This is a genomic window from Glycomyces terrestris (assembly GCF_003933745.1).
Lineage (GTDB): Bacteria > Actinomycetota > Actinomycetes > Mycobacteriales > Micromonosporaceae > Glycomyces > Glycomyces terrestris.
Window position 1 is genome coordinate 111551 of the sequence record NZ_RSEB01000005.1, and the last position, 18047, is coordinate 129597.

Below are 18047 nucleotides of genomic sequence, written 5' to 3' on the forward strand. Positions count from 1 at the left end.
GGTCTACTCCCCTTTTTCGTCGGACGCCTCGGCGGCCTCCGCCTCGACCTCTTCAGTCTTAGCGGATTCGTCGGCCTTCTCGGCGGACTTCTTCGACTTCGCCGCGGGCTTCGTGTCGGCGGCCTTGACGGCCTCCTCCGAGACGTACGCCTTCGACGGGTCGATGCCGGACTCCTTGAGGGCGGCCACGTAGAGGGCCTCCTTCTCGGCCTTCGGCTCGGCGACCTTCAGCGGTCCCGGCTCGGGCAGGCCCTTGAAGCGCTGCCAGTCGCCGGTCTTGCGGAGGATGGCCTTGACCTGGTCGGTCGGCTGGGCGCCGACGGAGAGCCAGTGCTGGACGCGGTCGGAGTCGACCTCGATCCGGGACGGGTTCTCCTTCGGGTGGTAGATCCCGATGTTCTCAATGACCTTGCCGTCGCGCTTGACCCGGGAGTCGGCGATGACGATGCGGTACTGGGGAGTGCGGATCTTCCCCATTCGCGTGAGGCGAATCTTAACTGCCACGTTCTTGTTACTCCTGTAATAAGGATCACGCAGCACGCACGCACTCCAGGGGAATCACTCCGGATTGCGTTCGCGCTGAAACCTGGCTTTGCGTCACGGTTGTTGAGAGGGCACCCGTCCCAAAGCTCATGTACAGCGACCGAGTCTAGCGCACGGGCATATCAGTACGACCGGGCCAGGTAGGCGATGAGACCGGGTTCATCCAGCGAGTCGGGGACAGTGCCGTCCTCGCGCTGGAGGACGCGGACCGTGACCGCGGACTCGGCGGCCTTCCGCTCCCCCTCGACGCCGCAGGCGTCCCAGGGCAGACGGGCGTAGCCGGACTGCGCGGCCTCGACGGCCTCCTCGACGGTGGACGCGTCCGCGGTCCGCGACTCCCGGAACTCCAGGGCCTCGTTCCACAGCTGCTCCTGCGCGCCCTGGAGGGCGGCGGCGACGGCCTCGGCGAGCATCCCGAGCGGGACGGTCTCCTTGGTGCCGGCGACGCGGGAGACGACGGTGGCCTCGCCGTTCTTCAGGTCGCGGGGGCCGACCTCGATGCGCACCGGGTAGCCCTTGAGCTCGGCGTCCACGGCGCGGCGGCCGAAGGCCACGTCGCCGCGGTGGTCGAGCTTGACGCGCAGGCCGTCGCCCTTGAGCTCGTCGGCGACCTTGCGGGCGGCGGTCTGGACCTCGTCGGTGTCCTTGACGACCATGACGCAGACCTGGACGGGCGCGAGGTTCGGCGGGACGCGCAGGCCGGCGTCGTCGCCGTGGCCCATGATGAGGCCGCCGATCATGCGGGTCGAGGTGCCCCAGGAGGTGGTCCAGCCGTGCGCCTGCCTGCCGTCCTTGCCCTGGAACTGGATGTCGAACGCCTTGGCGAAGTTCTGGCCCAGCTCGTGGGAGGTGCCCATCTGGAGGGCCTTGCCGTCGCGCATGAGCGCCTCGACCGCGAACGTGTTCAGGGCCCCGGCGAAGCGCTCGGCCTCGGTCTTGATGCCGCGCAGCACCGGCAGCGCGAGCACGTTCTCCATGAAGTCGGCGTAGACCTCGTGGAGGATCCGCAGCGTGAAGGCGTGGGCGTCCTCGTAGGACTCGTGGACGGTGTGCCCCTCCTGCCACAGGAACTCCGAGGAGCGCAGGAACAGGCGGGTGCGCAGCTCGTAGCGCATGACGTTGCACCACTGGTTGAGCAGCAGGGGCAGGTCGCGGTACGAGTTGACCCACTTCGCCATGTACTCGCCGATGACGGTCTCGGAGGTGGGGCGGATCGCGAGCTTCTCCTCGAGCTCCTTGCCGCCGCCGTGCGTGACCATCCACAGCTCGGGGGCGAAGCCCTCGACGTGGTCGGCCTCCCGGGTGAAGTAGGACTCGGGGATCAGCAGCGGGAACGAGGCGTTCTCGGTGCCGGTCTCCTTGATGCGGGCGTCCATCTCGGCCGTCATGCGCTCCCACAGGGCGAACCCGGACGGTCGGATCACCTGCGAGCCGCGCGCCGGCCCGTTCTCGGCCAGCTGGGCCTTGGCGATGACGTCCTGGTACCAGCGAGGGAAGTCCTCGCCCTGCGGTGTGAGTACATTGGCCATAATCAGGGATTCTACGGGCCCGGCCGGGCCGGGCCGCAATCGGATGAGGCGGCCCGCGGCCCCGGCCGCCCTCGGCCGGACGGCCGAGCCGCGAAACCGACGTCTCGGTCGTTCGGCGGTGATACGAAAAGGCGAACGTCGCATAAGCTGTCGACGTGACCACACCCATGCTGGCAGGCGACCGCGGCCTGACTGCCGCCGAGGTGGCCGAGCGCGTCGAGGCCGGAGCCGTCAACGAGGCGAAGCGCCACACGAGCCGCCCGTTCTCCGCGATCCTGCGCGCCAACCTGTTCACGCCCCTGAACGGCGTCATCGGCGTCCTCGCCGTGATCGCGGTGACGTTCGGCGGCTGGAAGCAGGGCCTGTTCGCGGGCGTCATCATCGCGAACATCCTCATCGGCACGATCCAGGAGCTGCGCGCCAAGCGCACCCTCGACAAGCTGTCCCTGATGAACCAGGCGAACGCGAAGGTCCTGCGCGACGGCGAGGTCCACGAGGTCGCGCCGAACCGGATCGTCAAGGACGACCTCGTGTTCGTCGAGCCCGGCGACCGCGTCGTCGTCGACGGGCCGGTCGTCGAGTCGCGGAACCTGGAGATCGACGAGTCCCTTCTGACCGGCGAGGCCGACCCGGTCGCGAAGACCCCCGGGGACGAGGTGCGCTCCGGCTCCTTCGCCGTCGCCGGCACCGGCCTGTTCCGGGCCGAGCACATCGGCGCGGACTCCTACGCCGCCAAGCTCGTCGAGGAGGCCAGCAAGTTCACGCTGGCGCGCTCCGAGCTGCGCGAGGGCATCAACCGCTTCATCAAGCTCATCAACTGGCTCATCGTGCCGATCGCGATCCTGCTCGTCATCAGCCAGGCCGCGGACGCGCAGAACTGGCGGGAGATCATCGTCTCCACCGTCGCCGGGATCGTGCCGATGATCCCCGAGGGCCTGGTGCTCCTCACCTCCGTCGCGTTCGCCGTCGGCGTCGTCCGCCTCGGCGCCCGCAAGTGCCTCGTGCAGGAGCTCCCCGCGATCGAGGGCCTGGCCCGCACCGACGTGCTGTGCCTCGACAAGACCGGGACGCTCACCGAGGGCGGCATGGACGTCGACGAGATCCGCCCGATCGGCGGCGCCGACGACGCCGCGGCCCTCGAAGCGCTCGCCGCGCTCGCGGCCGCCGACGACAGCCCCAACCCGACCATGCAGGCCGTCGCCGCCCACCTCCGCACGCAGGAGGTCGCCGACCCGCGCTGGCGCGTCATCGACGTCATGCCGTTCTCCTCCGCGCGCAAGTGGTCCGGCACCCGCTTCACCGACCACGGCACCTGGCTCCTCGGCGCCCCCGACGTGCTCCTCGACCACGGCGACCCCGTCGCCCTCGAAGCCGACGTCCTCGCCGCGCAGGGCCTGCGGGTCCTCGCGCTCGTCACCGCCGAGACCGCCTCGACCACCGGCGGCGTCACCGGCGTCAAGGCCCAGGCGCTGGTCGTCCTGCGCCAGCGCCTGCGCTCGACCGCGGCCGCGACCCTCGCCTACTTCAAGGAGCAGGGCGTCGCCGTCAAGATCATCTCCGGGGACTCGCCCGCGGCCGTCGGCGCGGTCGCCGCGCAGCTCGGCGTCGAGGGCGCCGCGGACACCGTGGACGCGCGCCGCCTCCCCGAGGACCCGGAGGAGCTCGCGGACCTGCTGGAGCGGGCCACGATCTTCGGGCGGGTCAAGCCGCACCAGAAGCAGATGTTCGTGCGGGCGCTCCAGTCGCGCGGGCACACCGTGGCGATGACCGGCGACGGCGTCAACGACGTGCTCGCGCTCAAGGACGCCGACCTCGGGATCGCGATGGGCTCCGGTTCGGCGGCGGCGCGGTCGGTCGCGCAGGTCGTGCTCCTGGACGACGAGTTCGCGACCCTGCCGCACGTGGTCGCCGAGGGCCGGCGCGTGCTCGGGAACATCGGGCGCGTCTCGAACCTGTTCCTCACCAAGACCGTGTACGCGATCGCGCTGGCGCTGTTCATCGCGGTGGGCGCGTCGGTCGCGTTCCTCGCGGGGAACGAGCCGCTGCCGTACCCGTTCCTGCCGATCCACCAGTCGCTCATCAACGCGTTCACGATCGGCATCCCGGCGTTCTTCCTGGCGCTGGCGCCGACGTTCGACCGGGCCCGGCCCGGGTTCGTCAAGCGGGTCCTCAAGTTCGCGATCCCGGCGGGGATCTGCTGCGCGGTGCCGACGTTCGCGGTGTACCTGGCGGCGCTGGCGCACGACGGGTACGACTCGGAGCTGCCGCAGACGACGGCGGCGATCACGCTGTTCAGCCTGGCGCTGGTGGCGCTGGCGATCGTGGCGAAGCCGTACGTGTGGTGGAAGGGCCTGCTGGTCGGGGTGTGCGCGGGCGCGTTCGTCCTGGTGCTGGCGGTGCCGCCGCTCGCGCGGTTCTACGAGCTGTCGCTGCCGGGGGCGTGGAACACCACGGCGGCGGCGATCGCGATCGGCTCGGGCGTGGGGGCGCTGCTGTTCTGGCTGGTGGTGCGGCCGAAGCACCTGCGCGATTGAGCTGCTGAACGACTGAAGCTGCTGAACGACTGAGCCGCTGGACGGCGATCCGGGGCCCCGCTACACGGGATGTAGCGGGGCCCGCGGCGTGCGGGGCGGGTTCTGGCGGGCGTGTAGCGCCTCTGGAGTGAAGGCAGTTGTTTCACTCAGGGAGCTGATCATGACTCGCGAGACCGCGATCCGGGCCGAGGGGCTCGTCAAGCACTTCAAGGACGTCAAGGCCGTGGACGGCGTGGACCTGGAGGTCCCCGCGGGGACCGTGTACGGGGTGCTCGGGCCGAACGGGGCGGGGAAGACCACGACGGTGCGGATGCTGGCCACCCTGCTGCGTCCGGACGCGGGCCGGGCCGAGGTGTTCGGCCGGGACATCGTGGAGGACGCGGCGTCGGTGCGCACGCAGGTGAGCCTGACGGGCCAGTACGCGTCGCTGGACGAGGACCTGACGGGCCTGGAGAACCTGGTGCTGCTGTCGCGGCTGTACGGGTTCGCGAAGCCGGCGGCCCGGTCGCGGGCCGCGGACCTGCTGGAGGCGTTCGGGCTCTCGTCGGCGGGCGGCAAGCAGGTGAAGTCGTACTCGGGCGGGATGCGGCGGCGGCTCGACATCGCCGCGTCGATCATCATCACGCCGAAGCTGCTGTTCCTGGACGAGCCGACGACGGGCCTGGACCCGCGCAGCCGCAACCAGGTGTGGGAGGTCGTGCGGACGATCGTCGGCGAGGGCACCACGGTGCTGCTGACGACCCAGTACCTGGAGGAGGCCGACCAGCTGGCGAGCCGCATCGCGGTCATCGACACCGGGAAGGTCATCGCCGAGGGCACGCCGGGGCAGCTGAAGTCCTCGGTGGGCGCCGGCTCGATCAAGCTGCGGCTGCACCACGCCGACCAGCGCGAGCACGCGCGGCGGATCCTCGCCGAGGCGCTCCGCGCGGAGGTCGAGCTGGACGACGACCCGGTGGCGCTGACGGCGCTGCTGCTGCCCGGGCAGGACAACGCGATGCAGGGGGCGCACGCCCTCGGTGAGCTGGCGAAGGCCGGCGTGCTCGTCGACGACTTCTCGCTCGGCCAGCCGAGCCTCGACGAGGTGTTCCTGGCGCTGACGAACCGCGTCGAAGCCTGATTCGAAACGTACTGAGGGAGAAGGAAAGCGATCATGGCGGTCACCGAGACCAAGACGAAGTCCGAGAACGAGGCGGCGGCGGCGCCGGTGGAGAAGGAGCGGCTGCGGCGGCTCCTGGCCCAGGGCGAGCGGCCGGCGGCGCCGAGCGCGTTCGCGTCGGCGCGGGCGTTCGCGTGGCGGTCGATGCTGAAGATCAAGCACGTGCCGGAGCAGCTGGGCGACATCCTGGTGTTCCCGATCCTCATGCTGCTCATGTTCACCTACCTGTTCGGCGGCGCGATCGCCGGCGGCACCGGGGACTACCTCCAGTTCCTGCTGCCGGGGATCATGGTGATGAGCATCGTGATGACGACGATCTACACCGGCATGTCGGTGAACATCGACATCAACAAGGGCGTGTCGGACCGGTTCCGAACGCTGCCGATCTGGCGGGCCGCACCGATGGTCGGGTACCTGCTGGCGGACATGTTCCGGTACGCGGCGGCCGGGGCGATCATGTTCGGCACGGGCATGGTCATGGGCTACCGGCCCGCGGGCGGCGCGGTCGGCGTGCTGCTGGGCGTGGGGCTGCTCCTGGTGTTCTGCTTCGCATTCTCGTGGGTGTGGACCTGGCTGGGCCTGGTGACGCGGTCGGAGAAGACGGTCATGTCGATCTCGATGTCGATCATGTTCCCGCTGACGTTCCTGTCGAACATCATGGTCGACCCGGCGACGATGCCCGGCTGGCTCCAGCCGGTCGTGGAGAACACCCCGATCAGCCAGCTGGTGGACGGCGTGCGGGGCCTGTTCGACGGGACCTCCCCGTCGACGGCGATCCTGACGACGCTCATCTGGTCGGCCGGGTTCACGGCGGTGTTCGGGTTCCTGACGCTCCGGGCCTACAACCGCAAGTGAGAACTTGATGCAACACCCCGGCGGGGCCGGGAGGGCGCTTCTCGACGAAGCCTGCGAGCCGTGGACCGGCTCGGCCCTCCCGGCCCCTTCGCGTCACAGGGTCCACTCGGGGGCGTCCGGTCCGGGCCGGTAGGAGCAGGAGGAGCCGGTGGCGACGGCCTCGCGCAGGTGGGCGCCGAGGGCGGGGTGGCCGTCCTCGATCTTCTTGAGGGTGTTGCGGATGCGGTTGGTGACGGACTTGCGGGCCCGCTCGTGGTTGTCGCCGAGGCGGCGGGCGCGGCCGCCGAGGCCGGTGGCGGCCTTCAGGTGCTCGATGAGGGCCTGGCGCTCGGCGTCGAGGGCGGCGGCGCGGGCGTCGTCGCCGACCGCGGCGGCGGCGTCGATCTGCTCGTCGAGGGTCTCGAGGTGCTCGCGGAAGCGGGCGCGCGACTCGGCGTCGAGGACGTCGTCGCCGCCGAGGCGGGCGTCGGCGGCGACGGCCTCGGACGGTTCGAGGAGGTCGGCGGCGGCGACCTCCTCGCCGGGGCGCGAGAGCAGTTCGTGGAGGTCGGCGAGGCCCTTCGCGTGGGGCAGGTGCAGGACGGTGCCGGCGTAGGCGAGGGTCCAGGTGGCGCCGTCGCGGCGGAACACGTCGCCGGGGCCGGCGGCGCCGGTCCGGGCGGGGGCCGCGAGGTCGGCGAGGCCGGCGCGGGCGAGGGCCGACCAGGGCGCGGCGTCGAGCCGCTCGGCCTGCTTGACGGCGGCCTCGAAGTGCGCGGCGGCCCGCTCGGCGTCGCCGAGGAACGCCGCGAGGGTGCCGAGCCAGTGGCTGATGGGCCCGCTGATGCTGGTGCCCCACATGGCGACCAGCCATTCGCCCTCGTGGGGCGCGAGCCGGTCGTAGAGGTCGCGGGCGAGGTCCGGGTCGCCGTCGGCGACGGCGAACTCGGCCTCGAAGCGCAGCCGCAGGGACTCCCAGGAGCCGAAGAGGTCGTGGGCGCCGTCGAGCTGCTCGCGGATGCCGCGGGCCCGCTCGACGTCGCCGCGGCGCACCGCGGCGATCCCGGCGAGGAGGTCGCCGTGGTGGTCGCCGAACGTGGAGCGCCACACGTCCGGGTTCGCCTCGGGCACCTCGCCGCGGGCGAGCTGGAGCTCCCAGCGCAGGTGGCCGAGGAGGTCGAGGTAGGCGCGGTCGTCGTCGATCATGTCGGCGGCCTCGTCGATGAGGGACTGGGCCCGGTCGAAGCGGCCCTGGACGATGTCGATGACGGCCTGGTCGACGAGGGAGCCGCCCTGCCAGCGGTCGGACTCGGCGAGGGCCGCGAGCGCGCGGAACTCGGCGAGCTGCGCGGTGTAGGACGGGTCGCCCTGCTCCAGGAGCACGACCCAGCGGAGCGAGGAGGCGAGCAGGCGCATCTCCTCGTCGCCGGTGCGGCGGGTGATCTCGGCGAGCTCCTCGACGATCTCCTGGCGCTGCGCGGCGGTGCCGGGGCCCCAGTTCGCGGCGTGGGTGGCCCAGAGGCCGAAGGAGATCTCCTCGTCGTCGCCGGAGGCGCGGGCGGCGATCATGAAGCGGTACAGCAGCCGCCGGGTGAGGGCCTCGTGGTCGAGGCCGGGCTCGGGCGGCTCGCCGGCGAGGCCCTCGTAGGCGAGGGCCTTGAGGCGCATGAGCTCGGGGAGGTCCTCGTCCTGCGGGACGTCCATGGCGGCGCGGGTGAGGAGCATCGGGTCGCCGTGGTCCTCGGCCTCCTGGAGGGCGGCGGCGAAGAGGGCGCGGGCCTCGTCGGGGCGCTTGAGCCAGCGCACGGACTCGGCGAGCTGGAGCCGCAGGAGGACGCGGCGGCGCACCATGTCCGGGGTGCAGCGCTCGACGGCGCGGCGGAAGTACTTCTCGGCGCCGGCGACGCTCATGCAGGCGCTGGACTTCGCGCCGGCGCGGGCGATGAGCTCGACGGCGGTCTCGGGGTCGAGGTCGTCGCCGGCGACCCACGCATGGTGGGCGATCTCGGTGTCGAGCATGTGCTTCTTGAGGGACTCGTCGGCTTCAAGGGCGCGCACGACGCAGCCGTGGTGGTGGGCGGCCTCGGCGGGGTCCATGGAGTGGTAGAGGGTCTCGCGGACGAGGTCGTGGACGAAGACGTACCGGTCGCGCTCGCGGCGCACGAGCCGGGTCTGGCAGGCGAGGTCGAGGGCGGCCTCGATCTGGTACCGGTCGATGCCGGCGGCCTGGGCCATGATGCCGGCGTGGAACTCGCGGCCGCCGACGGAGGCGAGGGTGAGCATCCTGCGGATCGGGGTGGGGAGCTGGTCGAGGCGGCGGCGGAGGGCGTCGCGCATGCCGGCGCTGGTGGCGTCGACGGGCTGCCCGGAGGCCCACAGGAGCGCGGACTGCTCGACGAAGAACGGGTTCCCGCCGGTGCGGCGGGTGATCTCGGCGACGGTGTCCGGGTCGGGGGCGGCGCCGGCGGTGGCCTCGACGAGGGCGGCGACGCCGTCCTCGGTGAGCCCTTCGAGGCCGACCACGGCGGCCTTGCTGACGAGCTGGAGCATGCGGCCGCGGAGGCGGTGGCCGGGGTCGACCTCGGAGTCGCGGTAGGTGCCGACGAACAGGACGCGTTCGAAGAAGGTGTGCTGGCAGGCGAACTTGAGCAGTTCGATGCTGGCGGTGTCGGAGAAGTGGAGGTCGTCGAGGACGATCAGGAGCGGTCTGATGCGGGAGGCGTTGATGAGCAGCTGGGTGACCGCGTCGTGGAGCTCGAACTCGAGGGGCCGGGAGCCGTCGCCCTCGCCGAGGAACACGTCGATCGCGGGGGCGGGGCGCAGCGACCGCCACTGCTCCTCGCCGAGGCGGCCGCGGAGGGAGCGCAGGACCTGGACCCAGAGCCAGTTGTCGGGGACGGCCTCGGACTCCCAGGAGGTGGCGAAGGCGACGAGGAGGTCGTCGCGGCGGGCGGCCGCGGCCTCGGTGACGAGGGCCGTCTTGCCGATCCCGGCCTCGCCGACGACGAGGACGAGGCCGCCGTGGCTCGCGGCGGTGCGGTCGACGGCCGCGCGCAGGGCGGCGGCGGGATGGTCGCGTCCGATGAGCGGCGAGTCAGTCACCCGACCAGTGTGGCCGACGGGTCCGACGCCCGCCACCCGGTTCGGAGCGGACTGTCGGGATTCCGACGATGGGTTTTCCGGGCTTTGCCCCTGTTCAGCGGGGGTCCATAAGCGAGGATTCCAGTATTTGCCCCGCCGGTTTCGCCGAAGCGACCCGGAAGTTACGTTGAGTACATAAAGTCCTACGGAAAGTTAGGCGTCCTGGTGTCGACGGGCGGTCGGGGCCGTCCCCACTGGCGGCCTTTGAAGGCAGGACCGCACCTGAGCCGGGGCGCCGACGATCCACAGGAGCAATTCCATGGCCGAGTCCATGTTCAACGAAGCACGAGTCCAGACTCCCAAGAAGACCTGGCGGGCCGCCGTCGTCGGCCTCGCCGTCCCGGCGCTCATGCTCGTCGGCGCGCCGGCGGTGAGCGCGGCCGGGACCACCGCCGAGCCGGTCCAGGCCGTCGCGGGCGAGCAGCTGCCGGGCGTGCCGCTGCCGGGAGGGCTGCCGGACCCGGCCGCCCTGGCGGACCTGCCGGCGCTGCTCACCTGCGTCACGGACCTGCTCGACAAGCTCGGGGGCGCCGCGCCGCCGCTGCCCGCTCCGGCCGGCGAGCAGCTGCCGGGCCTGCCGCTGCCGGCCCCGCCGGCGCCGGGCGGCGACGCGCCGCTGCCCGACATCACGGCGCTGAACGACAAGTGCCAGGCGGCCCTGGCGAACCTGCCGGAGGTGCCGGTCGACCCGCCGGCCGACCTGCCGGTCCCGGCGAACTAGCCGCAGACGCGGAAGGGGCCCGCGGCCGTGCCGGCCGCGGGCCCCTTCCGCGTGCTCACTTCAGGCGCTGCGCGGCGTCCGCGACCGCCTCGTCGGTGGCGGTCAGGGACAGGCGCACGTGCCGGTTCCCCTTGGCGCCGTAGAACTCCCCCGCCGCGGCGAGGATGCCGCGGTCGGCCAGCCAGGAGACGGAGTCCCAGCAGTCCTCGCCGCGGGTGGCCCACAGGTACAGGCCGGCCTCGGAGTGGTCGACGCGGAACCCGGCGGACTCGACGGCGGCCCGCAGGACCTCGCGGCGGCGGCCGTAGCGGGCGCGCTGCTCGATCGCGTGCTCCTCGTCGTGGAGCGCGGCGATCGTGGCCCGCTGCACCGCCCACGGGACCATGAAGCCCGCGTGGCGGCGGATCTCCAGGAGGTCGGCGATGAGCGCGGGGTCCCCGGCGAGGAACGCGGAGCGGTACCCGGCCAGGTTCGAGCGCTTCGACAGCGAGTGCGCGGCCAGCAGGCCGGTGAGGTCGCCGTCGTTGACGCGCGGGTCGAGGACGGACACGGGCGGGCGCTCCTCGTCCCAGCCGAGCGTCAGGTAGCACTCGTCGCTGGCGAGGACGATGCCGCTCTCGCGGGCCCAGCGGACCAGCTCGCGCAGCCGCTCGACCGAGGCGGTCTCGCCGGTCGGGTTCGTCGGGTAGTTGATCCACGCCAGGCGCAGCCGGGACCCGGCCGCGTCGCGCGGGTCGGCGACCGGGACGGGCTCGGCCTTGGCGAGGATCGCGCCGATCTCGTACGTGGGGTAGGCGATCTCGGGGTAGGCGACGGCCTCGCCGGGGCCGATGCCGAGCTGGAACGGGAGGTTCGCGACCAGTTCCTTCGAGCCCACGGTGGGGAGCACCGCGACGTCCTCGGCGACCCCGGTGTGGCGGTGCAGCCACGAGCGCATCGCGGCGGCGAGCTCGGGCGGACCGGCCACGGTCGGGTAGCCGGGGATCGCGGCGGCGTCGTGGAGCGCCCGCTGGATCGAGTCGGGCACCGCGTCGACGGGCGCGCCGACGGTGAGGTCGACCAGGCCGTCGGCGTGCGCGGCCGCGCGCTCCTTGTACGGGGCCATGCGGTCCCAGGGGAAGCGCGGCAGCCGCCGCGCCGGGGAGGAGCTGTGGAGGCGGCGCAGCGCCATCGGGCTACTCCTCTTTCGCGGGCTGCTCGGCCACGAACGGGTCGTCCTTGTCGATCTTGCCGACCTTCGAGGCGCCGCCGGGGCTGCCGAGCTCGTCGAAGAAGTCGACGTTGGCCTTGGTGTACGGGGCCCACTCGTCCGGGACGTCGTCCTCGTAGAAGATCGCCTCGACCGGGCACACCGGCTCGCATGCACCGCAGTCGACGCACTCGTCCGGGTGGATGTAGAGCATCCGGTTGCCTTCGTAGATGCAGTCGACCGGGCACTCTTCGATGCACGCCTTGTCGAGGACATCCACACACGGCTCGGCGATAACGTAAGTCACGAGTCGTCCTTCCTACGGAGCGCGGTCGGGCGGACTGCGCTGTGATGAGCCTAAAGCTTATTTCGGCAAGCGGACCCGAAGGATAGGGGTGCCCCCAGATGTTGGGACCGGAACACGTGGGACGGCGGGTCGCCGTCCGCGTCCGCCTGGCCGAGCCCGAGCGCGGCGGCCGCTTCAGGGACGTCACCGGGGAACTCGTCGAGGCCGGGGCCGTGTGGCGGATCCGCACCGGGCCCGGGACGGAGGTCGCCGTGGCGCCCGGCACGGTCGTGGCGGCGCGCGCGATCCCGCCGAAGCCGACCCCGTTCTCCGAGATCGTCGCCACCGAGCGGCTCCTCGCCGAGACGTGGCCCGCGGTCGAGACCGAGCGGCTCGGCGGGTGGGTGCTCCGCGCCGCCGAGGGGTTCACCAACCGCGCGAACTCGGTCCTGGCGCTGACGGCCCCCGAGGGCGGCACCGACGCGGCCGTGGCCGCCGTCGAGGCCTGGTACGCCGCGCGGGGCCTGCCTCCGAAGTTCTCCACGGCCGGGCCGGTGACGCGGCGCCTGGAGGACGAGCTCGCCGCCCGCGGCTGGGAGCCGCAGCTGGACACCGTCGTGATGGTCAAGGCGCTCAACGGGAGCGGATACCGCGGCGAGGCAGTCGTGACCGACGCGCCGAGCCCGGAGTTCCTGGCGCAGACCGCGCGCGGCGCCCGCGAGGCCGTGGCCGCGCGGGTCCTCGGGTCCGGACCGGACCGCGGGTACGCCGAGATCCGCCGCGGCGGCGCGCTGATCGCCCGCGGACGCGGCGCGACGGCCGGAGACCTCCTGGCGCTCACCAACATCGGCACGAGCGAGGCGCACCGCCGGCAGGGGCTCGGCACCGAGGTCCTGGCCGCCCTCGAGGCGTGGGGCGCGGCGCGGGGAGCGGCGCGCGCCGCCCTCCAGGTGGAGGCCGACAACGCGCCGGCGATCGCGATGTACCGGCGGCTCGGCTACGCCGAGCGCTACCGGTACCGCTACCGGGTCGGTCAGGCCTTAGCGGCGGCCTTCTTGGCCGGGTTCGCCTTGCGCTCGAACGCGAGCTTGGTGGCCTTGAGCTCGCGGCCGTAGTGGTCGACGCCGAGCGCCGTCACGATGAGGTAGCCGACCCAGCCCGACACCGCCAGGAGCGCGAAGTAGATCGGGACCTGCGAGAAGACGCCCTGGAGGTCCGGGTAGTCGACGCGCGCGATGAGCGGGTTCACCAGGACCGCGAACAGGGTCGCGATGAGGAAGATGACGAGGAGCTCGCCGGTGATCTCCTGGCGGCGGCGCCGCACGCCCCACCAGATGCCGGCCGTGACCGCGACCGCGGCCATCGCGCCGAACGTGTACACGCCCACCAGGTCGCCGATCGCGGTGCCCTCGCCCCACACGTTCGAGGCGATCCGGCCGCCGAGGTTCGCGGCGATCAGGCCCAGCGCGAAACCGTAGATCGAGGGCCAGTGCGGCATCAGGAGGCGGCTGAGGAGGGTCACTGTCGGGACTCCTTCGGAGCGGAGGGGGCTTGCTGCGGTCTGGGACGAAAATACCGCCACAGCGCGACGGCGATCCCGGCGGTACCGGCCAGGAGCAGCGCGTAGCCGTTGAGCCCACTGCCGACCACCAGCGAGCCGGCGGACGTGGGCATCGAGGCGGCCAGGACCACCCCGAACCAGGCGATCGAGGTGAGCAGCGCGCCCCAGCGGCTGCCGGTCCACCACACCGCCAGCGCGGCGAGCGACCAGTTCCCGGCGAACGCGAGCGCCCCCGCGAGCGGGATCGCGACGCCGTCCCAGTAGGTGGGGACCAGGAACGATTCGATCAGGGCGGCGAGGACCGCCGCGGCCGCCGCGACGACCGCGCCGCCGGCGCGGACTGCCGTCTCCAGACCTCTCGCACGCACGGTGGCGATCCTACGGCAGCAAGCGAACCGGGCGCCGCCCCGGCGCGTTGGAGGCCCGCTGCCCTCCCGCCGGACGGGACAATACGCTCATGACCACGACACGAGAGACAACTGCCACGAAACGCCGACGATTCCGACAGCTGTTTCCCGAACGGTCCGACTTCGCGCACGTCCGCCGCCACTGGCACACCGACCTCCTCGCCGGGCTCACCGTCGCGGTCGTCGCGCTGCCGCTGGCCCTGGGCTTCGGGATCGCCTCGGGCCTGGGGGCCTTCGCGGGCCTCATCACCTCCATCATCGCCGGGGTCCTGGCGGCCCTCCTCGGCGGCTCGAACCTCCAGGTCTCCGGCCCGACCGGGACGATGGCCGTGGTCCTGGTGCCGCTGGCGGCCACGCACTCGCACACCGGCGTGATGCTCGTGGGGATCATGGCCGGCGTCATGCTCATCGCGCTCGCGGTCGGCGGCGCGGGCCGGTACGCGCGGTACGTGCCCGTCCCGGTGGTCGAGGGCTTCACCGCGGGCGTCGCGATCGTGATCGCGGTGCAGCAGCTGCCGCCCTCGCTGGGGCTGCCGACGCAGAACGCGCACCTGCTCACGGGCGCTTGGGAATCGCTGCGGACGTTCGCGGCGGCGCCGGACTGGGCGCCGGTCGCGGTCGCGGGCGGGGTGGTCGCGGCGATCCTCCTCGGCTCGCGCCTGCACTCGCAGATCCCCACGCCGCTCCTGGCGGTCGTCGCGGCGACGGCGGCGGTGTGGTTCGCGGAGCTCGACGTCGCGGTCATCGGGTCGCTCCCGCGCACGATCCCGGCCCCCGAGGCCGGGTTCCTCGACTTCGCCTCGGAGGCGCCCGAACTCGTGGCGGCCGCGATCGCGATCTGCGCCCTGTGCGCGCTCGAGTCGCTCCTGTCGGCCACGGTCGCGGACAACATGACCGTGGACCAGCACCACAACCCGGACCGGGAGCTCTTCGGGCAGGGCGTGGCGAACCTGGTGACGCCGTTCTTCGGCGGCATGCCGTCCTCGGGGGCGCTGGCGCGCACGGCGGTGAACGTCAGGTCGGGCGCGGCCGGGCGGCTCGCCTCGCTCACGCACGCGCTCGTGCTGGCGCTCATGATGCTCGCGCTGGCGCCGCTGGTCGCGCACGTGCCGCTGGCGGCGCTCGCGGGCGTGCTCATCGCGACGTCGATCCGGATGATCGAGGTCGGCTCGATGCTGGCGCTGGCGCGGTCGACGCGCGCGGACGCGGCGGTCATGTGGCTGACGCTCGCGGCGACGGTGCTGTTCAACCTGGTGTGGGCGGTCGCGGTGGGGATCGCGCTGGCGGGCCTGCTGGCGCTGGGGCGGATCTCGCGGTCGGTGTCGGTCGAGGAGGAGCCGATCGACCACGGCGATCACCACGACGAGGAGGCGGCGCTGCTCCACGAGCACATCGTGGCCTACCGGCTGGAGGGGCCGCTGTTCTTCGCGGCGGCGCACCGGTTCCTGCTCCAGCTGCTCGACGTGGCGGACGTGCGCGTGGTGGTCCTGCGCATGAGCCGGGTGTCCACGATGGACGCGTCGGGGGCGATGGTCCTGGCGGACGCGGTCAAGCGCCTGGAGCACCGCGGCATCGCCGTCTACCTCTCGGGCCTGGAGCCGGTGCACGCCAAGCCCCTCGAGGCGCTCGGCGTCCTGGAGCCGCTGTGGCAGCAGGGCCGCCTGTTCGAGCACACCAGCGAGGCGATCGCGGCGGCCCGGCGGCGCCTCAAGGCCGACGGGCTCCTAGAGCAGCTCGAAGCGGAGGCCGGGGGACTCCGCGGGGAGGCCGAAGCGGAGCGCCCATAGCCGGTCGCGGACACCGCGGTGGTCGGCGGTGTCGACCGAGTCGACGACGGCGTCCTCGGGGTTGACGCCGTGGAGGACGACGGTGCCGCGCTCGCCGGTCCAGACGGCGCGGTCGCCTTCGAGTTCGGGCCGGATGCGGCTGACGAACGACTCGGTGATCTCGGGTCCGAAGTCGCCCAGGGCGATCCCGTCCCCGGTCCACGCGAACTTGCGGATGAGGGCGCCGTCGCCGTACGCGTCGACGTAGACCTCGACGCCCGCGGGGCCGTCGACGAGCTCGGCGCGCGAGTCCTCGCCGGGCTGCTGCGCGGCCCCCTCGACGGTGGGCACGGAGTGCCAGGCGGCCGAGGGGTGGACCTGCTCGTACCGCTCCTCGCCGAAGTACGCGGCGGTGTACTCGCCGGACCCGGGGTCGCACAGCAGCTGCTCTCCGTCGACGGCGATGATGAACGAGCCGAGGTCGAGGTGGTTGTGGGGCTCCTCGTTGTAGCCGCCCTTGACGGCGAGCGCCCACATCCGCCGGCCGATGCGGCGGCGCTCGACGAACCAGCCGACCTCGGGCAGGAGGGTCCGGGCGGGCGCGACCTCCTCGGGGAGGGGCCGGCCCCAGGCGAGGGTGCGGGTGAGCGGGGCCCAGCGCGCGCACTCGTCGTCGGCGAACCGCTGCGGGCGGGAGGCGGCGGGCAGGTCGACGCCGAGCCGGTCGTGGAGGCGGGTGAAGAGCCCGGCCGGGAGCAGCGGGTCGCCCTCGGTGTCGCCGAAGGTCGCGAAGGACCCGGGGTAGAGCTGGGCGCGGGCCGGGAACGCGGCGATGGCCTCGTTCCCTTCGAGGAGGTCCTCGCCGGTGGCCTCGCGCCACGCCTCCGCGAAGTAGGTGAAGTAGCCGAAGCCGTAGATCCAGTAGTAGACGCCCTCGACGCAGCCGCCGTCGGGGCCGAAGGAGAACAGGTAGCTCTGGAGGGCGGGGAGGACGCGGCCGCGGATCTGGTCGATGTCGTACCCGAGCGCGAGCGCGGCCATCCCGGCGGCGCCGGCACACACGGCGGTCCAGTTCGAGATCCGCATCTCCCACCAGAACGGGAACTCGGCCTCGAAGAACGGGTCGAGGACGCGCTCGCGGATCTCGGCCTCGACCTGCTCGCGGCCCTCGACGTCCTCGCGCAGGCGCAGGATCTCGGCGAGGGTCTGCGCGGTCTCGCACGCGAACAGGTCGACGCAGGTGCGCGGGTCGAAGTCCTCGCCCCAGTGGGCGGGCAGGGCCCAGGAGCGCTCCTGGCAGACGTCCTTGATGAGGGAGGAGAGCGCGGCGGCCTCCCCGGCGACGGCGAGCGCGGCGAGGTGGCGGCGGCGCGCGAAGTACTGGGTCTCATACGGCAGGCGGCGCCCGGTGGCGGCGAAGTCGTCGGCGAGCGCCGGGTCGAACGGCGGCACCGGCTGCGCCGCGATCTCGCGGAGCTCTTCGAGGAGGGCGGTACGGAGGTCAAGCATGGCGCAGCCGTTCGGGTTCGGGGGTGGCGAGCGGGGGGAGCTTGGGGCGGGGCGGCGGGTGCCGGTGGTCGCGCATTGGCCGTCGCCTTTCCGAGCGGGGTGATGAAGGCGGGGGTTCCTGCCGTGGCTCAACGGTAACGCGGGCGCGCATTCCGTCATAGACTCCCTCGTATGCGCATCGGCGAGCTGTCGGAGCGGACCGGCGTCCCGGCCGCCACGATCAAGTACTACCTGCGGGAGCACCTGCTCCAGCCGGGCGAGCACGGCGAGGGGAACACGGTCGAGTACGGGCCCGCGCACGTGCACCGGCTGACGCTGATCCGGGCGCTCTCCGAGACCGCCGGGCTGTCGGTGGCGCAGATCGGCGAGGTGCTCACTGTGCTTGCGCGCCATCAGGACTCGGCGTTCCAGGCGCTGGGCGCGGCGCTCGCGGCGACGCACCGGGAGCCGGCGTTCTCGCTCGCGAGCGAGGGCACCGCGGAGGCCGCGGAGCGCACGGTGGACCAGCTGCTGGCCGAGTACGGCTGGGCGGAGGTGGCGCCGCCGATGTACCGCGACGCGATGGTCACGGCCCTGACCGCGTTCTACCGCTTGGGGAATCCCGATCCGCAGGAGGTGCTGGGGCACTACGCGGACGCGGCGGCGGCGCTCGCGTCGGCGGACATGGAGGCGGTCGCGGAGGCCACGCGGATCGAGGGCGTCGACGTCGAGCAGGCGGTCGTCGCGACCGTGCTGGGCGAGACGGTGTTCGCGGCGCTGCGGCGCATCGCGCACATCGCGGCCTCGGCCAGGACGCAGGCGTCGCAGGGCCCTTCGGGCACAATCTAGAGCGCGGCCGGCGCCGGCCGCGCCCGCTCCCCGACCACGAACG

Annotated in this window: 15 protein-coding genes; 7 read left to right on the top strand and 8 right to left on the bottom strand. The window is 72.7% G+C overall.

The window, feature by feature from the left end:
• Positions 1 to 3: 3 nt before the first annotated feature.
• Both rpsP and proS read right to left on the bottom strand, forming a co-directional pair.
• Complete coding sequence (gene rpsP, locus EIW28_RS18325; RefSeq protein WP_125249170.1) at positions 4 to 504, bottom strand: 30S ribosomal protein S16; 501 nt, start codon at positions 502 to 504, stop codon at positions 4 to 6.
• Positions 505 to 665: 161 nt separating this feature from the next.
• Positions 666 to 2072, bottom strand: a complete 1407-nt coding sequence (gene proS / locus EIW28_RS18330; protein ID WP_125249171.1) for a proline--tRNA ligase — start codon at positions 2070 to 2072, stop codon at positions 666 to 668.
• A 155-nt stretch (positions 2073 to 2227) separates the two neighbouring features.
• Here proS and EIW28_RS18335 point away from each other — a divergent pair, with 155 nt between their 5' ends.
• From EIW28_RS18335 to EIW28_RS18345, 3 genes are all read left to right on the top strand, one after another.
• The gene (locus EIW28_RS18335) at positions 2228 to 4606 is read left to right on the top strand and encodes an HAD-IC family P-type ATPase (protein ID WP_197717365.1); all 2379 of its coding nucleotides are present in this window, start codon (positions 2228 to 2230) and stop codon (positions 4604 to 4606) included.
• A gap of 160 nt (positions 4607 to 4766) precedes the next feature.
• A complete protein-coding gene (locus tag EIW28_RS18340; protein WP_125249172.1) occupies positions 4767 to 5723 on the top strand; it encodes an ATP-binding cassette domain-containing protein in 957 nt (318 codons plus the stop codon).
• Between the two features lie 33 nt (positions 5724 to 5756).
• Entirely contained in the window at positions 5757 to 6617 is an 861-nt protein-coding gene (locus tag EIW28_RS18345; protein ID WP_125249173.1) for an ABC transporter permease, read from the top strand.
• Between the two features lie 93 nt (positions 6618 to 6710).
• Here the strand turns inward: EIW28_RS18345 and EIW28_RS25480 are convergent, their stop codons facing one another.
• Entirely contained in the window at positions 6711 to 9698 is a 2988-nt protein-coding gene (locus EIW28_RS25480; protein WP_158630458.1) for an ATP-binding protein, read from the bottom strand.
• A 298-nt stretch (positions 9699 to 9996) separates the two neighbouring features.
• Between EIW28_RS25480 and EIW28_RS18355 the strand changes: the two genes are divergently transcribed.
• Complete coding sequence (locus tag EIW28_RS18355) at positions 9997 to 10458, top strand: hypothetical protein (RefSeq protein ID WP_125249175.1); 462 nt, start codon at positions 9997 to 9999, stop codon at positions 10456 to 10458.
• Between the two features lie 55 nt (positions 10459 to 10513).
• Here the strand turns inward: EIW28_RS18355 and dapC are convergent, their stop codons facing one another.
• Entirely contained in the window at positions 10514 to 11629 is a 1116-nt protein-coding gene (gene dapC / locus EIW28_RS18360; RefSeq protein WP_125249176.1) for a succinyldiaminopimelate transaminase, read from the bottom strand.
• A 4-nt stretch (positions 11630 to 11633) separates the two neighbouring features.
• Positions 11634 to 11954, bottom strand: coding sequence for a ferredoxin (fdxA, locus tag EIW28_RS18365; RefSeq protein WP_125249177.1), 321 nt, complete (start codon positions 11952 to 11954; stop codon positions 11634 to 11636).
• Between the two features lie 98 nt (positions 11955 to 12052).
• Between fdxA and EIW28_RS18370 the strand changes: the two genes are divergently transcribed.
• Positions 12053 to 13048, top strand: a complete 996-nt coding sequence (locus EIW28_RS18370) for a GNAT family N-acetyltransferase (RefSeq protein WP_125249178.1) — start codon at positions 12053 to 12055, stop codon at positions 13046 to 13048.
• Here EIW28_RS18370 and EIW28_RS18375 read toward each other — a convergent pair.
• The gene (locus EIW28_RS18375) at positions 12967 to 13455 is read right to left on the bottom strand and encodes a hypothetical protein (protein ID WP_125249179.1); all 489 of its coding nucleotides are present in this window, start codon (positions 13453 to 13455) and stop codon (positions 12967 to 12969) included. The genes EIW28_RS18370 and EIW28_RS18375 overlap by 82 nt on opposite strands.
• On the bottom strand, positions 13452 to 13862 hold the full coding sequence (locus EIW28_RS18380) for a hypothetical protein (protein WP_125249180.1): 411 nt from the start codon (positions 13860 to 13862) through the stop codon (positions 13452 to 13454). The genes EIW28_RS18375 and EIW28_RS18380 overlap by 4 nt, the downstream gene beginning before the upstream one ends.
• Before the next feature lie 89 nt (positions 13863 to 13951).
• On the opposite strand from EIW28_RS18380, the gene EIW28_RS18385 reads away from it, so the two are divergent.
• Positions 13952 to 15688, top strand: a complete 1737-nt coding sequence (locus tag EIW28_RS18385) for a SulP family inorganic anion transporter (protein ID WP_125249181.1) — start codon at positions 13952 to 13954, stop codon at positions 15686 to 15688.
• On the opposite strand, the gene EIW28_RS18390 is transcribed toward EIW28_RS18385, so the two are convergent.
• The gene (locus EIW28_RS18390; RefSeq protein ID WP_158630459.1) at positions 15626 to 17176 is read right to left on the bottom strand and encodes a heparinase II/III domain-containing protein; all 1551 of its coding nucleotides are present in this window, start codon (positions 17174 to 17176) and stop codon (positions 15626 to 15628) included. The two genes, EIW28_RS18385 and EIW28_RS18390, sit on opposite strands and share 63 nt — an antisense overlap.
• Positions 17177 to 17347: 171 nt before the next feature.
• Here EIW28_RS18390 and EIW28_RS18395 point away from each other — a divergent pair, with 171 nt between their 5' ends.
• Positions 17348 to 18004 carry a MerR family transcriptional regulator gene (locus tag EIW28_RS18395; protein WP_125249183.1) on the top strand — a complete coding sequence of 219 codons (657 nt, stop codon included), beginning with the start codon at positions 17348 to 17350 and terminating at the stop codon, positions 18002 to 18004.
• Positions 18005 to 18047: the final 43 nt, after the last annotated feature.

Excerpts from the sequence above, each read along its gene's own strand:
- proS (WP_125249171.1), bottom strand. The coding sequence starts at position 2,072 with ATGGCCAATGTACTCACACCGCAGGGCGAGGACTTCCCTCGCTGGTAC.
- EIW28_RS18340 (WP_125249172.1), top strand. The coding sequence starts at position 4,767 with ATGACTCGCGAGACCGCGATCCGGGCCGAGGGGCTCGTCAAGCACTTC.
- EIW28_RS18345 (WP_125249173.1), top strand. The coding sequence starts at position 5,757 with ATGGCGGTCACCGAGACCAAGACGAAGTCCGAGAACGAGGCGGCGGCG.
- EIW28_RS18355 (WP_125249175.1), top strand. The coding sequence starts at position 9,997 with ATGGCCGAGTCCATGTTCAACGAAGCACGAGTCCAGACTCCCAAGAAG.
- dapC (WP_125249176.1), bottom strand. The coding sequence starts at position 11,629 with ATGGCGCTGCGCCGCCTCCACAGCTCCTCCCCGGCGCGGCGGCTGCCG.
- EIW28_RS18370 (WP_125249178.1), top strand. The coding sequence starts at position 12,053 with ATGTTGGGACCGGAACACGTGGGACGGCGGGTCGCCGTCCGCGTCCGC.
- EIW28_RS18385 (WP_125249181.1), top strand. The coding sequence starts at position 13,952 with ATGACCACGACACGAGAGACAACTGCCACGAAACGCCGACGATTCCGA.
- EIW28_RS18390 (WP_158630459.1), bottom strand. The coding sequence starts at position 17,176 with ATGCTTGACCTCCGTACCGCCCTCCTCGAAGAGCTCCGCGAGATCGCG.
- EIW28_RS18395 (WP_125249183.1), top strand. The coding sequence starts at position 17,348 with ATGCGCATCGGCGAGCTGTCGGAGCGGACCGGCGTCCCGGCCGCCACG.